This window comes from Desulfobacula sp. (assembly GCF_014237455.1).
GTDB lineage: Bacteria > Desulfobacterota > Desulfobacteria > Desulfobacterales > Desulfobacteraceae > Desulfobacula.
In genome coordinates, this window is sequence record NZ_JABZFL010000051.1 from 103786 (window position 1) to 122190 (window position 18405).

At 41.8% G+C, this 18405-nt stretch carries 18 protein-coding genes; 5 read left to right on the top strand and 13 right to left on the bottom strand.

What is annotated here, in order from left to right; all coding sequences use genetic code 11:
- The 4 genes from HGJ91_RS07600 to HGJ91_RS07615 form a co-directional block, all read right to left on the bottom strand.
- Complete coding sequence (locus HGJ91_RS07600) at window positions 1-1155, bottom strand: protein GlmU (RefSeq protein ID WP_291347112.1); 1155 nt, start codon at window positions 1153-1155, stop codon at window positions 1-3.
- A 78-nt stretch (window positions 1156-1233) separates the two neighbouring features.
- Window positions 1234-2346, bottom strand: coding sequence for an alanine racemase (locus tag HGJ91_RS07605; protein ID WP_291347113.1), 1113 nt, complete (start codon window positions 2344-2346; stop codon window positions 1234-1236).
- A 30-nt stretch (window positions 2347-2376) separates the two neighbouring features.
- A complete protein-coding gene (locus tag HGJ91_RS07610; RefSeq protein WP_291347114.1) occupies window positions 2377-3177 on the bottom strand; it encodes a nicotianamine synthase family protein in 801 nt (266 codons plus the stop codon).
- Window positions 3174-4076 carry a nicotianamine synthase family protein gene (locus tag HGJ91_RS07615; protein ID WP_291347115.1) on the bottom strand — a complete coding sequence of 301 codons (903 nt, stop codon included), beginning with the start codon at window positions 4074-4076 and terminating at the stop codon, window positions 3174-3176. Before HGJ91_RS07615 ends, HGJ91_RS07610 begins: the two co-directional genes overlap by 4 nt.
- Window positions 4077-4300: 224 nt before the next feature.
- Here HGJ91_RS07615 and recJ point away from each other — a divergent pair, with 224 nt between their 5' ends.
- The 5 genes from recJ (at window position 4301) to HGJ91_RS07640 (ending at window position 10790) form a co-directional block, all read left to right on the top strand.
- Complete coding sequence (gene recJ / locus HGJ91_RS07620) at window positions 4301-6010, top strand: single-stranded-DNA-specific exonuclease RecJ (protein ID WP_291347116.1); 1710 nt, start codon at window positions 4301-4303, stop codon at window positions 6008-6010.
- An 81-nt stretch (window positions 6011-6091) separates the two neighbouring features.
- On the top strand, window positions 6092-6517 hold the full coding sequence (locus tag HGJ91_RS07625) for a hypothetical protein (protein ID WP_291347117.1): 426 nt from the start codon (window positions 6092-6094) through the stop codon (window positions 6515-6517).
- 125 nt (window positions 6518-6642) lie between these two features.
- Window positions 6643-8508, top strand: a complete 1866-nt coding sequence (locus HGJ91_RS07630) for an aldehyde ferredoxin oxidoreductase family protein (protein ID WP_291347118.1) — start codon at window positions 6643-6645, stop codon at window positions 8506-8508.
- Window positions 8509-8582: 74 nt separating this feature from the next.
- A complete protein-coding gene (locus HGJ91_RS07635) occupies window positions 8583-10268 on the top strand; it encodes an AMP-binding protein (RefSeq protein WP_291347119.1) in 1686 nt (561 codons plus the stop codon).
- A 27-nt stretch (window positions 10269-10295) separates the two neighbouring features.
- Complete coding sequence (locus tag HGJ91_RS07640) at window positions 10296-10790, top strand: SCP2 sterol-binding domain-containing protein (RefSeq protein ID WP_291347120.1); 495 nt, start codon at window positions 10296-10298, stop codon at window positions 10788-10790.
- A gap of 56 nt (window positions 10791-10846) precedes the next feature.
- On the opposite strand, the gene HGJ91_RS07645 is transcribed toward HGJ91_RS07640, so the two are convergent.
- The 9 genes from HGJ91_RS07645 to HGJ91_RS07685 all read right to left on the bottom strand — a co-directional run bounded on the left by HGJ91_RS07645 (window position 10847) and on the right by HGJ91_RS07685 (window position 18351).
- Window positions 10847-11578 (bottom strand): energy-coupling factor ABC transporter ATP-binding protein, encoded by a 732-nt coding sequence (locus tag HGJ91_RS07645; RefSeq protein ID WP_291347121.1) that lies wholly within the window; start codon window positions 11576-11578, stop codon window positions 10847-10849.
- A gap of 18 nt (window positions 11579-11596) precedes the next feature.
- Entirely contained in the window at window positions 11597-12352 is a 756-nt protein-coding gene (gene cbiQ / locus HGJ91_RS07650; RefSeq protein WP_291347122.1) for a cobalt ECF transporter T component CbiQ, read from the bottom strand.
- Window positions 12349-12831, bottom strand: a complete 483-nt coding sequence (locus HGJ91_RS07655) for a hypothetical protein (RefSeq protein WP_291347123.1) — start codon at window positions 12829-12831, stop codon at window positions 12349-12351. The genes cbiQ and HGJ91_RS07655 overlap by 4 nt, the downstream gene beginning before the upstream one ends.
- The gene (gene cbiM, locus HGJ91_RS07660) at window positions 12828-13433 is read right to left on the bottom strand and encodes a cobalt transporter CbiM (protein ID WP_291347124.1); all 606 of its coding nucleotides are present in this window, start codon (window positions 13431-13433) and stop codon (window positions 12828-12830) included. Before cbiM ends, HGJ91_RS07655 begins: the two co-directional genes overlap by 4 nt.
- A 1-nt stretch (window position 13434) precedes the next feature.
- A complete protein-coding gene (locus HGJ91_RS07665) occupies window positions 13435-14211 on the bottom strand; it encodes a DUF4198 domain-containing protein (RefSeq protein ID WP_291347125.1) in 777 nt (258 codons plus the stop codon).
- Window positions 14212-14369: 158 nt separating this feature from the next.
- Window positions 14370-15227, bottom strand: coding sequence for a radical SAM protein (locus tag HGJ91_RS07670; protein WP_291347126.1), 858 nt, complete (start codon window positions 15225-15227; stop codon window positions 14370-14372).
- Between the two features lie 118 nt (window positions 15228-15345).
- Window positions 15346-15717, bottom strand: a complete 372-nt coding sequence (locus HGJ91_RS07675; protein ID WP_291347127.1) for a YdbL family protein — start codon at window positions 15715-15717, stop codon at window positions 15346-15348.
- Window positions 15718-15725: 8 nt separating this feature from the next.
- Window positions 15726-15926, bottom strand: coding sequence for a YnbE family lipoprotein (locus HGJ91_RS07680; protein ID WP_291347128.1), 201 nt, complete (start codon window positions 15924-15926; stop codon window positions 15726-15728).
- A 13-nt stretch (window positions 15927-15939) separates the two neighbouring features.
- Window positions 15940-18351, bottom strand: a complete 2412-nt coding sequence (locus HGJ91_RS07685) for a YdbH domain-containing protein (protein ID WP_291347129.1) — start codon at window positions 18349-18351, stop codon at window positions 15940-15942.
- Window positions 18352-18405 lie beyond the last annotated feature (54 nt).

The window sequence follows — 18405 nt, forward strand, 5'->3', positions numbered from 1 at the left end:
TCAGATGATTAATTTTTCAATCATTCCCTGTTCAATATGAAACAACCACTGACTGCCTTTTTCACACTCATCCGGTTCCAGGCTCTGAACGACCTTTATATATTTTTTTTCTACCCGATCTATTTTTTTTTTAATAATTTGAATAAATGTTTCGCCCTCTTTATTTAACTGATTGTTTTCACATTTGGTTTTAAAAATTTCATCAGCCAGCTTGAACTTGTCCATTGATAGATTTGATTTTTCACAAAAAAACTTTAACCGCTGAATTCTTTCTTCAATACAGCGATCTAAATTATCCTGCATGCCCTTGATCAGGCCTCTGGAAAAATTATCATAAACAAAAAGCGAACGGATGTGCTTATACCAGAATCTTAAGGCAATAAGCCCTGCAATGTAATAGATATTGTTATTAAAAATATGGGTCCCATTTTTAATAACGTAAAAGCGTTTTGGAACGGAACCATCCTTAAAACTGCCGCCAAGTATAAGCTGGTTGTTTTTTAATTCATTTTTTCTGATAATGGAACCGGCTGCTGTGATACAGCCATATCCTATCCTGACGGGCCCGACAAGCCCACCCTGCCCTCCTAAAAAGATCGGATCTGAATTCAGCATGACACCCTGATGGACATCCCCCAGCATGGAAGGCGTGGCCTTGTCCTGATTGGGCGTATAATTAAAATGGACAAAAGAAGACCCGACTTCAGAGTGATTTTTACGGCTTGTTCCGCCTGCCATAAAACAATCGCAAAAATTAACCAGGCTGCCCAGGGTTACAAATGGAAACAGAATGGTCTGCTTGAGACCCACCGTATGGGCTGCATTTGCTTCTTCTTCAAATATAGTGCCTTCTCTTACGTGTGCTCCGGAGCCAACCGAATTGTCACCGGCAAAAACAGCGCCCTTAAAAAAGCCCCCTTTTAATTTTGTATTTTCGCCGACAAATGTGTTCTCAAGTGTCACCGGTGCTTCATATCCGATTTGAGAATTTCTCATAATCAGGCAGTTTTCTCCGATGATCTTACAACCGCCATAAATAATAACATTTTCACTTGAGATTCTGTCCGGATTGACATCCTCTGAGATATAGACGGATTCGGGATTGGGAATTTTTATCCCTTTTTTTATGAGTGTCTTAACAATATTGTTTTTCATGAAATTATAAATAATTGTCAATGGGTTGAATTGTCAAGGTATTTTCTCCGGAAGTGTGATTTAACCAAACATGAAAATTCAGACAAGGCATCCTCGCGCATCAATCCGCTCTTTATGCAGAGTCCCGCCGGAAGAGATCAGATAGAAGTGATCATACAGATTAACGCAGAGGCTCACATTTACCGGGACAATGCTCAGGCGTTGTCCCACCTTTGGCGGAGAACTGCAGGCGCTGACATCAATCCATCCGTGTTCTTCATGCAGTCGGGTTATCACGGCATGAGGATGTTCAACCACATATCCCATCTCAAGGTTTTTAAAGCGTAACAGCTGCTTAGCGGAAAGAGCCTTGGATCCGGCGTCAATAATAACCCGGCCCGGCGTTGTGTTGGAGACAACGGTTGCAACCACGCGTGCTGCACACTCTTCCAAAGTGCAGTGGTCAAACTTTTGAATAAAGTAATCATTATAAACAGCTGTTCCCACCCTGATTTCATTAATATGGGGGATAAGGTGTGTGTTTTCCAGGGAGGGTGTTGAGCCTGATGATACGATTTCAGGCTTAAGGCCGGCAGAGCAGAGTGCATCATATACAGGAACCCACATCTGGTTGATCTGTTCAAAATTTTGCACATTACGGGCGCTCTCTCCGTAGAGATGCCCAAGATACATCTGAATGCCGTCGTATCGCAATGTTTCAAGGTTTTTTGCATATTGTGCAAGTTTTATAATCTGTTCGGGCCCGACAAAGCCGCAGCGGTGAAGTCCGGCATCAAACATGACCAGAATGCCTATAACAGTATTATAATCAGCTGCTGCAAAAGCAAGCTGATCCATTATATATTGAGAATCCACAGCAACTCTCACATTATGTTTCAGGGAGAGTTTTGCAAGGGATTCTGCCCGGGCGTTTCCTACAACAGGATAGGCAACAGTAATATCCACATCATTGATTTCTGCCATGATTTCGGCTTCACCTGCTTTTGCACAGGCAATGCCCTTTGCACCTGAGTCAAGCTGCATACGGGCTATATAAAGGGACTTGTGGGTTTTGATGTGTGGTCTGACAGCGAATCCGTAACGGTTTGCATAGTCGTGGATGCGGGCTATATTTTCTTTTATAATATTTTTTTCCACGACAAGAAATGGGGTTGGAATCCGGCTTGTGATATTAAGTATATTTTTTTCCATGACAGCTCCCTTAGCCTGAAGTTTAAAAAATTACTCCTTTACCAGAAAAACAGACGTATTATTTACCGGAGGCTTCGGGCGTATGCGCATGTATTCCCTGAATTTATGGGGAAGATCAAAAACAGACCTGTCATCCATAAGTCTTCGCAGTCCCTTTTCATAAATTCGATAGGAAACCCTTGTCCCCTCTGGAAGTGATCCTGCAAGATGAGTGAAGATTTCATTCTTGGGATGTGCATCAGCTCCGATCATGACAAGGTGGCACTTTGGGTCAAGAGGCAGCAAAAAATGGTTTCCCTGAATAATACGAATATGTTCGGTTAATTCAAGGGTTTTAATGAGTCTTGTTGAAAGTTTTGCATATTCCGGTATACGTTCAATGCCGATCCCTTTAACACCGTATTGTGAGCAAAGACAGATAAGACTTAAAGGCAGAGGTCCGCTTCCAAGAAATACAACACGATTTTCTGATTTAAGGTTTCCGCCCTTATATTCCATGTGGGCCAGTTCAACATAGTTTGGAAAGAAGGCAAAGTCCTTTATTGCTTTCCAGGGATCAGGGCTCGAAACAATCGAATGCGCGCTCTTGATCTCCATTCTCAAACCATAGGTTCTTTTCATGTGGGAAATTTTTTTTATAACCGGCTTGAAATCTGGAGAACACAGCAGATCCTGGGCTTCATTATCGTCAATGTCCATAGCTCCAAGACGATTAAGTTTCTCAAGATGGGGACGCAAAACAGGTTCGGGTGTGTTGAATATTTCATCATCCGGCAGATGGCGGATGGCTGAATAAATATTCATGAATTCGTTTTTAAATGAACGCTTCATTCAATAAGCCGTGCAATAATAGTTGTATTGTTGACCCGCTGGGTTGGGGGGATCTCCGTGATTATTTTAAACCCGTTAATATCATCCGGCTGAACAGGTTTATAGAGGACAGCGCGCATTCCCGTGTATGTCCGGTAGATAAGGGGTATACTGTTATTCCCTTCTTGCCGGAGCCCCGCCTTTTTTATAATGGTGCGCAGGTTTTTAAAAATCCGAATCTTTGGCTCTGCCAGTGCGGCAACAAGAATAGAATCCCACTCCAGTTCCCTGAGCCGGGTCTCATCTCCCTGAATAATGGTAATATAATCCTCAAGGCCCAGGCAGGCAACCACCCTCCTGGCAAGTGATACGCTGTCAGGCATGATATCAATTCCAATGGTCCTGACCTTATACAGCCTGCTCAGCAGGATTAGAGTCATGGGTACCGGGCCGCATCCTATAAATGCCAGAACACTGTCATCAGAAAAATTCATCTTTGCCATCTGATTTTTTATCAGCGTTTTATATCTCGGGTACAGGGGAAATGATTCAAATACCACCCAGGGATTTTTTGCATTCAGCAATTGCTTTGCCAGGTGCCTTTCATGAATATCGAAAAATGTTGTATAGCAGGATCTGATCACGGGAAGTTCGTGTCGGATTGTCGGATCATCCAGAATCATCCCGGCCAGGCCGTCACCTACATTCAGGTGAGCCAGGTCATCAATGATCTGAAATTTTTGGTACAACTCCTCTGGATCAAGTGCTGTAAGGGCGTCTATCGAATAGATTTTGATATCTTTGGAAAAGCCCAGAATCAGGGGTTTTACAATTTCCAGGCTTTGTCTGCAATTCAGGCAGCATCCTAAAAAATCATGTTTCTCAATTTCATGCTCATGTGTAAAATTAATGTCATGCATGACAAATTTTTGCTCCTGTTTAATGAGTAAACCAAATAAAAAGCAAAAGAATGACCCCGTTTAAAGAGAATATAACAATTAACTGTGAATTACCATGCTCCATTCACTTATTGGCATAAGCTATAAAAGCTGACCGGTTGTTTTCTCCATAGGGATTTATTAATCTCAGGTCAATTGCAAATTGACTTTCTGAAGGTTTGCTTATATAAATTCTTTCTGAATTAATGGATACAATACTGAAATATTTTGACCCGGACCGGGCAACCGTCGACCTGTTAACCAAAGGACTGGACTGCCATCCTCTTTTGGCTGTGCTGCTTTCAGCCAGAGGCATTTCCACGGTAGAGGATGCCATTTTTTTCTTAAATCCAAACTTTCAAAATCTGACCGATCCTTTCCTTTTAAAGAATATGGACAAGGCTGTGGATCGGATTTTTACCGCGGTTAAACACCAGGAAAAAATACTTATTTTTGGAGATTTTGACGCAGATGGTGTCACTTCCACAGCACTTCTCAGTGATTTTCTTGAATATTCAGGCGCAAATGTTTCATGGTATATTCCCCATCGGATCAAAGAGGGCTACAGCCTCCAGCCGGATCATATTCAAATGGCAGTGGACCAGGATATTGATTTAATTATTACGGTTGACTGCGGTGTGAGCAGTCATGAAGCCGTCAGGGACGCCAATCTTGAAGATATCGATGTTATCATCACCGATCATCATGAGCCTTCTGCCACCCTGCCCTCTGCTGTGGCTGTGGTTGACCCCAAAAGAGAAGACTGTCCATCCGGTTTAAACTTTCTTGCCGGTGTGGGCGTTGCCTTTTTTCTTGTTATGGGCTTAAGAAAATTTTTCAGAGAAAAAATTTTTTGGGGCGACATCATTGAACCCAATCTCGTGGACTATCTGGATCTTTTTACCATTGGAACCATCGGAGATATGGTTCCGTTGATCAATGAGAATCGTGTGCTTTGTATTGCAGGACTTAAAAAAATCAGACAGGGGACAAGGCTTGGAATAAAAACGCTTGCCGAAACATCAAGAATTGATTCCCGAAAAATTGATTCAGATGACATTTCATTTAAAATTGTCCCAAAGATCAATGCTGCCGGCAGGATTTCCCATGCCAGAATCTGTGTTACACAACTGACCAGCCCGGATATTGTCAATGCCGAAAAAACAGCATCTCTTCTGGACCAGTTAAACACAAAGCGACAAAAAATTGAGCGGGAAATTGTAGTTGATATTGAACACCGCCTGGTCAAAAACCCCACCCTGTTAGACAGAAAACTCCTGTTCTTATGGGATGATCAATGGAACCCGAGTGTTTTAGGGATTGTGGCATCAAAGCTGTCAAAAAAATATTTTTGCCCTGTTATTTTACTGGGAAGCAGCGGTGAGCATGCCATTGGTTCCGGTCGAAGTATTAATCATATTAATATCTATCAGGCACTCATGGAAAGCGAGACACTGCTTGAAAGATTCGGGGGCCATGCCAGGGCGGCGGGGATGACGGTGAAAAAAGGTAATTTGCCGGCGCTTTGTCAAAATTTGAACCGGCATATGGAAGACGCTTATTCTGAAAAAGATTTTCAAAAAACCCTGGCCATTGATGCTATTCTTGACTTAGAAGATATCAATTACACCCTGGCCAAAGAACTGGACCGGCTAAGGCCTTTTGGTGTGGCAAACCCTGAACCGGTATTTATCTGTGAAGACATCCGGGTAATCTCTTCTTATATTATTGGAAATAACCACAGGAAAATGGTTCTTGAAAAAGCCTCCTCCATTTCCCGGCATCAGGTTGAGGCGTTTCATTTTAATATAAATGATCTGGATAATCTGCCTGATTATTATTCTAAAATTGCATTTAAGCTTAAAATTAATAAATTTAAAACAAATGCGGCACAGATTATTATTGAAGATTTTTAATTTTTAGCTTGAAAAATACCCTGTTTTTATTATATAAATACAGATTAATATTTTATGGTTTTGATAAGTAAGGATAATTTTATGGCTAAACTTTTTTATACCGGGAACAGGGAAGCAAAACTTCTTTCAAAAATCGAATCGTCCAAAGAACGGGAAAGAATCAAAATCATCGGCACGATCCGGGACAACATAGATGCCTTTAGCAATAAAATCTCCATGAAACTCATTGAAACGGGTTTAATTGAAACTGTTTCCAAATCCAGTATTGAAAATCAGATTGCAAGATGCCTGGATACGCTTTGTAAAGCAGACGATTTTGATATTGATTTTGCGGTCGCCCCTTTTAGGACGCTTATTTCAAATCCCAATATTGCAAGCCTGTACCTGATGACATTTATTGTGGAAAAACTGATCAATCACAGAGACGTCATTGATGTTTACGGCAGTGACGAAGACATTTATTATTGTATTCAGAAAGAACTTTCAGATCTGCTGCCGAAATCCTGATACAAGATATTCCATCCTTCCTTTGTCGAAAAGTTTAATGTGATTGCTCAGTCGTACCTGAAGCATCTTGAAAAATCTTTCAAAGAAATAAAATTGAGGCTGATTAATTTAAATGGGGGGAAAATATGAAATACGGATTTATGGATAAAATCTTAAGGGTTAATCTCACCAGCCGCACAACAGCTATTGAAAAAATTCCAGAACAATGGGCCAAAGATTATTTGGGTGGTGCCGGGCTGGCAACAAAATATTTATTTGAAGAAGTACCTGCTGATACAGATCCCCTCGGGCCGGATAATAAGCTGATTTTTATGACAGGACCTTTGACAGGCACATCATCAGCAAGTGCCAGCCGATACTCGGTTGTTGCAAAATCCCCTCTCACAGGCCTATGGGGCCATGGTAACTCAGGGGGAAGTTTTGGACCTGCCATGAAACGAGCCGGTTTTGACGGATTTATCATTGAAGGAAGCTCTGCCGTTCCGGTATACCTTGAAATTCTGGACGGAGACGTTAAATTGTTGCCCGCCAAAAACTTATGGGGCAAAACCGTTCCGGAAACCGAAGACATCCTCGAAGAGATGAGTGACCACAAAGTTACGATTGCGTCCATTGGTCCTGGCGGAGAAAATCTTGTACGATATGCCGCCATTATGAACAACAAGCACCGTGCGGTCGGCCGGACAGGTATGGGCGCCGTCATGGGGTCAAAAAAGCTTAAGGCTATTGTTTGTGCAGGAAAAACCAAATTTGATATTGCAGATCCTGACGGGTTTAAAATAACTGCCAGACGCCAGATTGATTTTCTAGATGAATCCATGCTCAAGGTCGGGTTTGAAGCTTTTGGCACCAACATGGTGTCGGACATGGTAAACGCACGGGGCGGCTATCCAACTCGTAACTGGCAGACGGGTGTATTTGATGACATTGAAAAAGTCAACAGCGAGGCATTAACCGACAAGGTTCTGGATCAAGGCGTATCCTGCTTCGCCTGCCCCATCGCCTGTGGCCGTGGCACAACGATTAAAGAAGGAAAATATGCCGGAAAAACCGGTGAAGGTCCTGAATACGAATCTGCCAACACTTTAGGTGCCCTGTGCGGTGTATCTGACATGAATGCCATCACCATGGCCAACTATCTTTGCAATGAAAACGGACTTGATACCATCTCTACCGGTTCCACCATTGCCTTTGCTTTGGAGTGCTATGAAAAGGGTATTTTGACCAAAGAAATGACCCATGGCCTGGAACTTGAGTTTGGTAATGCAGATCTTGTCATTGATCTGGTGAAAAAAATTGCCAAAAGAGAAGGTATTGGTGACCTTCTGGCAGAAGGGTCCCGCATTGCAGCTCAAAAACTTGGAAAAAATTCAAGCCATTTTGCCATGAACGTCAAAGGCATGGAACTGCCGGCCTATGATCCGCGTGCCGCAAAGATATGCGGACTGGGATATGTGACAGCCAACAGAGGTGGGGATCATATCACAGCTTTTATAGAAGGCCCTACTTTTATTGATTCTCCCTTTGTTTTAGTGGATGACAGCAAGATCAAAGATCCTTTTGTAGCAGACCCCAAAGAGACAAAGGTTGTTGTAGATCTGGAAAATGCCTTGACCGCATTTGACGCAATCGGGGCCTGTAAATTTATGGGTATGCTGCTGCCTGCATCAGACTATACGGAGCTGATCAACACTGCCCTGGGCTGGGATATGGATGTGGATGACTTCCGCCGCTGCGGCGAGCGTATTTACAATCTGGCAAGGCTTTACAATGCAAAAACAGGTATGGACAGAACCCATGACAGCCTTCCGGGTCGTTTAATGAAAGACCCCTTGCCCGAGGGACCAGCCAAAGGCATGATCATAGACGAGGAAACCCTGGAAATGATGAAAGATGCCTATTATGAGTTCAGGGGCTGGGACAAGACAACAGGCAATCCCGGACCTGATAAGCTTTTAACGCTTGGCATTCAAGAAAATATTGCCAAGTAGATCCGCAAAGAAGTATAAGAAGGAATTCTCTTGTTCTTCATTAATTTAAAAAAACTATCACTGGAGTAGAAATTTTGAATTATTTAGACAAACCCTGGTTAAAAAGTTATAAGCTGGGTCCATATAAACTGGACCACAGCCTGGCCCCCTATCCTGAAGAACCTCTTTTCAATATTTTGGACAATGCTGCCAAACAATATCCGGGCAAGACAGCAATTCTTTTTCTTGGGCGCACCATTACCTATAAGAATCTCAAGATTTATGCAGACAAATTTGCCAATGCCCTGGCAGGTCTCGGTGTAAAAAAAGGAGACGGCGTCTGTGTTTTCCTGCCCAACTGCCCTGAAGCAGTTATTGCAGACTGGGGGATTTTAAAAACAGGTGCGGCCGTTATCCCAACCAGTATCCTGCGCACGGATAACGGACTGATCCATGAAGCAGGCAGCGGGAAAGCCAAAGTACTGATCTGCCGTGAAGACCAGTTAAAAAGGGTTTTAAACCTCAAGGGAAAATGCGGGTTTTCCTCTGTCATTGTGACTTCAAAGGAAGGGTTTGACCTGAAACCGGTAGAAGAAGACATGCCTGACGGTGTTTATGAATTCAGACAGCTTCTTGAGGACAGTGAGGCTATACCGCCTGACATAACAATAGACCCTAAAAATAATTTGTGTGAACTGGCCTTTACCGGAGGTGCCACAGGAGTGCCAAAAGGGGTCATGATCACCCATTTCAACCGGGCTTGCTGTATCCGCATGGGGCTTCCCTGGATAATGAAACCCTTGATAAAAGGCATTAAAGGTAAATCCTCAATTCTTCTACCGGTGCCTTTGTTTCACTCCTACGGCCGGTATATGTCACAGTCTGCTGCACATCTTGGACTGCGCCTGATTTTGATACCTGATCCCAGGGACATTGACCTTATTGTGGAAACCATAAAAGAATACAGGCCATTCATGATTTGTGCCGTGCCCACGCAATTCATGCGCATTGCACAGAAAAAAGTCGGTAGAATCAATTCCATCCCCATGAGCGGGGCAGCTCCTCTGCCAAAAGATGTGGCAGATTCTATCAAAGCTGAACTTGGAAACCCGGTTTCTGAGGGCTATGGCCTTACCGAAACCGCACCTTTAACACATTTTAATATTTCTGGTTTTTCTAAGATTACGGGATTCATGCTCAAGGAGAAAACAGGGCTTGGCGTACCTGCCCCTGATACGGAATGCAAAATCATAGACCAGGACACCGGAGAGCAAATGCCCTTTGGAGAGCCCGGGGAGATTCTGGTGAGAGGGCCCCAGGTTATGAAAGGGTACTGGCCTGAAACAGGGTCCGGTCTTACCGAGGACGGGTGGCTGAAAACCGGGGACATTGCCTATATGGATAAAGATGGATATTTTCACATGACGGACCGGTCCAAGGACATGATCAATGTATCCGGCAACAAGGTCTATTCCACCCAGGTGGATGAAGTGATATTTAAGCACCCTGCCGTGCTCATGGCAGCGTCTTTTGGAGTTCCTGATCCTAACATCCCGGGAAGTGAAAAAGTTGCAGCGGTAATCAAACTGCATGAAGACTATCCTGAAACTGTAACTGAAGATGATATCCGCAATTTTTGCCGTGAACACCTGACCCCCTATGCCGTGCCGAAATTTGTAGAATTCAGGGATGAACTTCCTATGACAGTTACAGAAAAACTTTTTAAAAAAAAGTTGCGGGATGAGGTTGTCTACAAAATATCACAGGGGAAAATCAAATAAACCATATTATTTGCTAAAGGAGAAATCATGACAACCTTTTATTACTGCACACCGGAATGGCTGGAAGAAAGCGCCAGGATTTACCGGTCTAATCCCCAGGCCAAAGAAAAACTGAAAAAACTTTCCGGGAAAATGGTTTATCGAGTCAAGGCAGAGCCCGCATGGGGGATTGAAAAAGACATGTTTTTCTGCCTGTTTTTTGAACAAGGAGAACTCATCAGGCTTGAACTGGTATCAAAAGAAGAGGGCGAAAGAGAGGCTGAATTCCTTATGGGAGGCACTCCCCAGACCTGGAAAAAGATCTTGAGAAAGGAAAGTAAATTTATCACAGACTTTATGTTGGGCAAAATCAAGCTTGAAAAGGGAAGCAAAATTGGTGTGCTTGCTGTGGCGCCCCATGCCAATAATGTGGTTGACTTACTAACCTCTGTGGAGCTTGTTTTTCCTGATGAACTCTCAATAGATGAATTTGAACAATACAAAGCCAATATGACATCATTTCGAAAAGAACTGGGTGTCTGATAAAAAAATGGGCATCTGTGTTAAAATTATCTGACATTCAGAAATATAGCTGAGCGTTATTTATGATTGTGGGGATGTTTTCCATGTTTGTGAACATGCTCATGGCGATGAATATGGATTTCATCGTCGGTTAAGATTTTACCGTTTTCCATGGAATATATTTTATCTGTTACAGCTTTGGCAAAATCAAATTCGTGTGAAATGACAAAGTAAGAAATATCAAGGCTATTGAGAATATGAATCAATTTTTCCTTAACCTTGTGATCCAGCCCTGCTGTCGGCTCATCAAGCAAAAGAACTTCGGGCTCCATGGCAAGCACCGCAGCCAGTGCGACCAACCGTTTCTGTCCGCCGGACAACCTGTGGGTCACACTCTGTTCTAAAATTTGTATTCCAAGCCTTTCAAGGGTATTTCTTGCCGTATCAATGGCATCCTGCGGAGAAAATCCAAGATTCAACGGTCCAAATGCCACATCATCCAGTACGGTTGGACAGAATAACTGATCATCAGAATCCTGAAATAATAACCCGATTTTGGAACGAACCGGCAAAAAGTCTTTTTCATGTTTTAACTGCTTCCCAAACACTTCTATGGTGCCGGATTCAGGCTTGCAAAGTCCCATTATCGTATGCAGCAACGTGGTTTTGCCGGACCCGTTGGGAGCCATCATTCCAATCCTGTCTCCTTTGTTGACCTCAAGATTCAGGTGATCCAAAACCCTTGTATTTGATCCCGGATAAGAATAAGAAATATCTTTTAATTTGATTACACTGGAATTGTCAGTCACTCTTAACCCTAAATAATTTTAAGCCCACATAATTTCAAATATGACAAGGCTTAAGCTTGCCGCAAGTATACCCATTAAAAAAATCGAGTTTAATCTATTTGACGGGTAGACGTCAAGGGTATGGAACTTTTGATTGAATCCACGGCACAACATGGCCTGGTAAACTCTTTGGGCTCTGAGTGATGCCCGGACAAAGAGCATACCGGCAAGATAAGCAAATGTTTTATAAGAATGCAGATTGGTCCTGGGGGTAAATCCCCTGAATTTTGCAGCCCGCAGAAGCCTTTTGTATTCTTCCTCAATCACTGCAATATATCGATAGGACATCAATAAAAGGAAGACCATCTTGTCGGGCACATAAAGTCTGTGAAGCCCATTTCCAAGGGAAGCAACGGTCATAGTGGCAATAAGAGCGGTGAATATTAGTAATATGGTGATTGATTTAATGGTGATCTTGCAACATAACATGACACCGGGACCTGTTATTCTTAGCCAAGAATATTGGTATATGGTTTCCCCGTCAAAGGTTAAGGGAAGGATAACCCAGATCATCAAAAGAAACCAGAAAAGGGGTTTTAACCGGTTAACGACAGCCCTCCATTTTAATTTAGCCATTGTGATTAAAATGGATGATATAATAAAATAGAATCCTGCAATGGTAAGATGATCACAAAGTGCCGCAGCAAAGGATAAAATAATCGAAGCAATGATTCGTATTTTAGGGTCAAGCTGATGGATAAAAGACTGACCTGATGCAAATTTTTCTTCAATCATTTTTTGGCTGTTTTCCTTTTTAAAAACTTTACAGCAAATGCCAGCAGAAAAATTATGACAATACCTGTAATTATTTTAAAAACAGAAGGGCTTTCTTCCAGTTTTTCTTTTTCCTTCATTGCCGCCTGGGTATCTTTGGCTGAATGAACGGTCACGAGCTCATTTTTAGGAATTCTCCACTGGGCTTGATGGGCTGTCCCTGCATCAAGTTTTAATAGAAGATCGGAATCGACCTTTTCAGGAATTTTAAATGAATAGTTTCCTTCCGGGTCTGTCATTCCTTTATGGACAATCAACCCTTTTTCATCAACGACCGTTATAGTGGCGTTTTTTGCTTTTCTTTTTGATCCGAAACTGCTTTCCGTATGTATGTAACCATCTTCAACCCATGCAAAAATAATGACCTTGTGAGCAAAGGCATAACTCGCAGGAATGATAGCTAATAGAAGTGCAAAGGTAAGCGTGTGTTTTATTTTCATTTTTTTCTCACCGGTATAATTTCAGGGTATACCTTTAAAAGAAACGTGACGCAAAAGCCTGTCACAATTCCTTCAATGATCATGACAGGAATGTGAGCACTGATAATGACAAGACTGGTTTCAAAAAAATTCTCGTCAGTGAACCATAAGGCCAGCCCTAATAACAGGGATGAGAACAATATAGAAAACAGACCGGCCAAAAATCCGGCAGCAAATGTAAGGGTTGATGATTTCCCCAGCAATGGTAAAAAAATATAATGTACAAGCACTGCCGGAACTGCCATCACTATAACATTAACCCCCAATGCCGTAAGGCCCCCGTATTGAAAAAAGATCGACTGCAAAAGCAGCGCTGTCAGAATTGCCGGGATCGCGGCAAACCCAAGCAGCAATCCCACAATCCCGTTTAAAATCAGATGGACGCTTGCAGGCCCGATATTTACATGGATCAATGATGCCACAAAAAAAGCTGATGCCAGAATGGCCACATGAACGATGCGGTCATAATCAATTTTTTTTAGCCCTATTGCAGTCCCGGCCATGGCGATAACTGCACCGGAGGCTAATACCGGACCTGAAAGAACGCCTTCTGAAATATGCATACTATTTTGCCTGCCACGCCTCAAATTTTACCCATAATACTGCACCCAACTCTATATCCTTTTCTACATTATTATGCACCAATTTTTTATCAGATGTATTTAAGGCGGCAAATCCCCACCATCCGGCAACAGGTGCAGCATAGGTAAACACACCGTTTCCATCAGCCTTTATGGTCTGAGTTATCATATAATCAGACGGTGCCTGGATGTTGTTGCCTTTATTAAAAAATTCCACTTCAACTTCTGCATAGGGCACAACCTTACCGTCAAGCTTTACAATCCCCTGGAACACATTTCCGGCATAAAGGCCAAACGGTTTGGACAATGGAACAATTTCAGTTTTCAGTCCCAGTTCGCTGTCCCAGCCCTCATCATCACCAAAAGCTGCTACTACGGTTTTTGTATAATGAACAATAAAACAATCTTCAGCCGGTTCCCAATAGGGTTTAGGTTCCATTACAAATGTATATGCCCCGGGCCTTTTTATGGTGTATCCTGTTTTCCAGGCTTTGTGATCCATCACTTTTGTCTCTTTAAGTGCTGCATTTAACTCCTGTTTTTTCCCATCTTTGATCACATAAAAACCTTCCGGTTTTACAAGCGGCATCCCAACCATTTCAAAGGGATGGGAAAAAGAAAGTTGAAGTTCAATCTTTTTTGAATCCTCCTGCATGACCATATTATCTGAAGGAATAACCATGCCAAAATGTGCTGAGGACAGGCCATAGGAAAAACAAATCATTAGACTTACCATACAAATCAGTTTAAACTTTTTCATTTTACATCTCCTAAAAATTTAAAAAACCACAAAAGGTGTCGATATTCTTTTACCGATATTGCAACCTTCGTGGTTTAAATTGTTTATTAAAAAAAAATTGTTTTTCTTCGGGCTTCTGCCTGAAATTAAATTTTAACTAACTTTTCATAGTCAATATGTCAATGGATAATTTCCAGATTAAAATTTTTGGCCATGCGCACTGCTTTTCTGAATTCTTCAGGCGTCACCGGCCGTGAAAGCTCTTTGATTCGGCAGGCATCTCCCATGGGGCGGTATTGGGACATGATATTAACATGGGTATGGGAAGACACTTTTTCTTTAAGGAATTTTAAAATCTGATAGGTTCCCTCCAAATTTCCCGGCATGACAAGATGCCTGACCAAAAGTCCTGAACAGGCAATGCCGGACTTATCCACTTTTAAATCCCCTACCTGATCCTGCATTTCCTTGATGGCTTTTTTTGCCACCTGAGGGTAATCCCGTGCATTACAGCATAATTTGGAAATTTCAGGTTCCCAGAATTTGAAATCCGGCATGTAAATATCAATGATATCTTCTAAAATACGCAGGGTATCAATGCTTTCATACCCCGAACAATTGTAAACCAGAGGAATATTCAATCCAAAACCGACTGCAATATCCAATGCTTTTAAAATCTGTGGAACCACATGACTGGGGGTAACAAGGTTGATATTGTGGCACCCTTTCTTTTGCAGATACAACATGATAGATGCGATTTGTTCATCATCAGCCTCCTGCCCCATGCCGTTAACACTGATATCATAATTCTGGCAGAAAATGCATTTCAGATTGCAATGGGAGAAAAAAATGGTTCCTGAGCCTTTATCCCCAACCAGTTGCGGTTCTTCCCCAAAGTGAGGCGCAAAGCTGGATACAACCGCTTTTTGCCCTGTTGAACAATACCCTTTTTCTTCTCTTGTCCGGTCCACCTCACACTGCCTTGGACACAAAGTACACGAGGCCAGACGAGCTGAGGATTGTTTGATTTTTTTCAATAACCAGCCCTTCTGTTTTGCCTTGATATATTTGGGAATAAAAGGATTCAACGGAACGATTTAATCCATTCAAGCCGGATCCTGAACAATCCGGCTTGAGTATAACAGGTTGTAAGAGTTACTTTTTCTGCCATGAGCCATCCGGATTTTGAAAAAATTCCCCCGGCTTTGCCCTTTCGGCCTTTCGCTTGGCCTGTACTTTTTCAACGACTTCCAGCGAGGTGTTCTGCTGTTTTGCAAAATGACTGTAAATCATTTTTCTATCTTTGTTGTCAGCAGCGATAACTGCTTCCTGGGCTCTTGCGCCAGTGACAAATCCAAGATAGCCTTTGTTGTCTTCACCAATAATACCTTTTGCTTTCAAATCGGCAATCACGGGGAGTCGCTGTTTCATTCTCTCTTTAATTCCAGCAGCAAGAGCGAACTGGGATGAAAAAATCAGACAGACGATTATCAAAATATATAGTTTAAAAATATTGCGTATAGTCATACTTCCTCCTATTCTTTTATTTTGTCTTCAGCGGCTTCAAGATCATCAAAAAAGTCATCAAGGGCTTTTTCAACCCTGATATTTACATCAATGGTGATATGAATCGGTTTTATTTCAACAGGTTTTACTTCGACTTGATGGCTGGACTGGCAGCCTGCAAAAATAAAAAGAATAAGGAACAAACCGATGAAAAATAATTTTCTGGTCATACGCTCTCCTTTATTAATTAAAAACTGATTTTATTTTATTACCAAATTTCATCACTTCATTAAAGGGAAGTTTTAAATTCACATCAAGTTTTATTCCCTGAAAATGTGATCCCGGGCTTGATGCATCCACCCTGATAAATCCTCCCAGCTCTTTCCGGTATTCAAAGGGCAGGACGTTAGAAGGTTTTCCATCAAGTTCCATATTCACATAAAGGGTGTCTTCAAAGGTGTGGAATACTAATTTCGCCCATTTGTATTCAAACTCCTTTAATGCTTCCTGGGCAAGATCAAGTTGTGCAAACTGTGGATTGTCCATTGGAATGCCTGCGGTTATCATATCTGAATTTTCAATAATAATTTTTCCACCGCTGCCCGGGGTTGAAAATAAGAATCCATTGTCAAATGAGATATTGCCATCAGAATAAATCACGGGAATCCGGCCGTTTAATGTGCCGGTTCCTTCAGCATGGAACGCCCCCATTTGTTTTAAGAGTTGTGCCAGTTCCAACCGATCGCAATGGAGGTTCAGAGAATACGTTTTATTGTCCTGGGGGATTCGGATGGATTCCGTTGAAACAAGCCCGTTGCACCACTTAAATCGTATATTTTCGACAAGAAGGGTTCTGGCATCTTCTATGCTGAATCGAACTTTTGCATCATTGATTTTGATTTTATCCATTTCAATTGCATCAATGGTTAAAATCTGCCCCGGAACACTTTCCGGCACCAGCAGATCATTAAAATCGACTGTGGTGTTGATCCCGGTTGCAGTGAACTTCATATCCGGCATTAAGATTTCCCCATCATTTACCTTAATCCGCATGAAAGTTTTCAGTTGATGATTACTATAACCGGCCTGTCCTCTGGCAGAAACGGTCATATCAATATCTGCGGCTTGAACCTTTTGCCCGATCAGTTTTACAATATCTGCATCAGTTAATTTGACAGGATTTGTTTTAAAATCCAGGGAAGCGCGAAGCCCTTTTTCAAACCCGATAATTGATTTAAACCGGGTTTTTAAACCCGGCAGTGTTTTAAAGGTTACACCCCCGGTAACCTGGAATTCTTTTAAATCTGTTTGAAGAATTTTGCCCTTTGTACTGAACTTGTATTGATTATTGTATGAAATATTCGGGACAGAATACTTTCCGTATGATTTGCCTTTGGTATTCGGGTAAGAGATTGGGATTTCAATGTTGATGCCGGCAGCTTTTGTCTTAAATTCCGAGGAAATTATTTTTCCGTCAGACGCTTTTAATGTCATGCCAAGAGCCGGCCTGTTACTTTTGTCCAGACGGAACCATCCTGAAACACCTGCAAAAGGAAATGATGATGCTATTGATCCTGATTTTATACGGATATGATTTGCAGTTAATGCCCATTTTGAATTCAATCCTTTTCCTGTATCGGTAAAATCTGCGGCAATATCCGAAATTATTTTTGTATTCCCAAAAACAAGCGCCTCTTTTTGATGTTGAATACGGCCTTTTTTCAAGCGCAGGCTTATGGTCCCTTTGCTTTTTGACGGTGTGCCACTGAACCGGGCATTAAATGTTACCGGCAGCGGTGAATGAAATATGCCAAAGGTGCCGCTGGCGCTTATCTTCTGAGGATCGATTAAAAGACTTGCGGACAAATTTTTAATGGCTGTCTCAACAGGTTGAACAAACCCGATTTGAGAAACAGTTATGTTCCATTTTTTCTGAGGTGAGGATGTTTCCAGGACAAAATCAACCGGTCCTTTTAATTGTACTTTTTGAGTTGTTTTTGAAATAAATGAGTCAATATGGCCTAAATCAAAGGATTTTCCTTCGATTTTCAAGAGCTCTATACCCTTATTTATGTCATACGTGACAAGGGTGCTGATTTTTTCTCCAAAAGGATACACCAGGGTCCGGGCGACTATTTTCCCATCTTTTGAGCTGATGGTAGATAACACATCAAAAGGAATTAAAAATTCATCATCCACTGTATGTAAAATTATCTTACTATTCTGCAAGACAATTTTTTCAGGCAGAAAAGACAGGCCGGAAAAATTAAATTGTCCGGTTTGATCTTTTGATGTCCTGGGAAATTCCAATCCCTGAATTCTAATTTGATTATTTTCATCAAGGCTCGCATGAAGAGTTAATCCTGACAGGGTCACCTTGCTGAGATGAATGGAAGGCAATTTTTTTATATCATAATCAATATTTATCGAATCAATTGAGATCCCCTTACCGACACGAATTTTGGAAACAAATGTATTGAAAAATCCTATCTTTTGAATATCAAACTCAACATCATTTGAATTTAAAAACAACGGCAGTCGCTTTTCGATCTGTGACTCCACAATAGTAGGAAGACTGATGAATGCCAAAAGGCAGACAAGTGTTAACCCCAGGCAAACCCAGACGATTATTTTTATAAGTTTTTTAAAAAGCATTTTTAATATTCACCGTAAGTCTTGTGAAGACTGTTTAATTCTTTCTCATTTTCT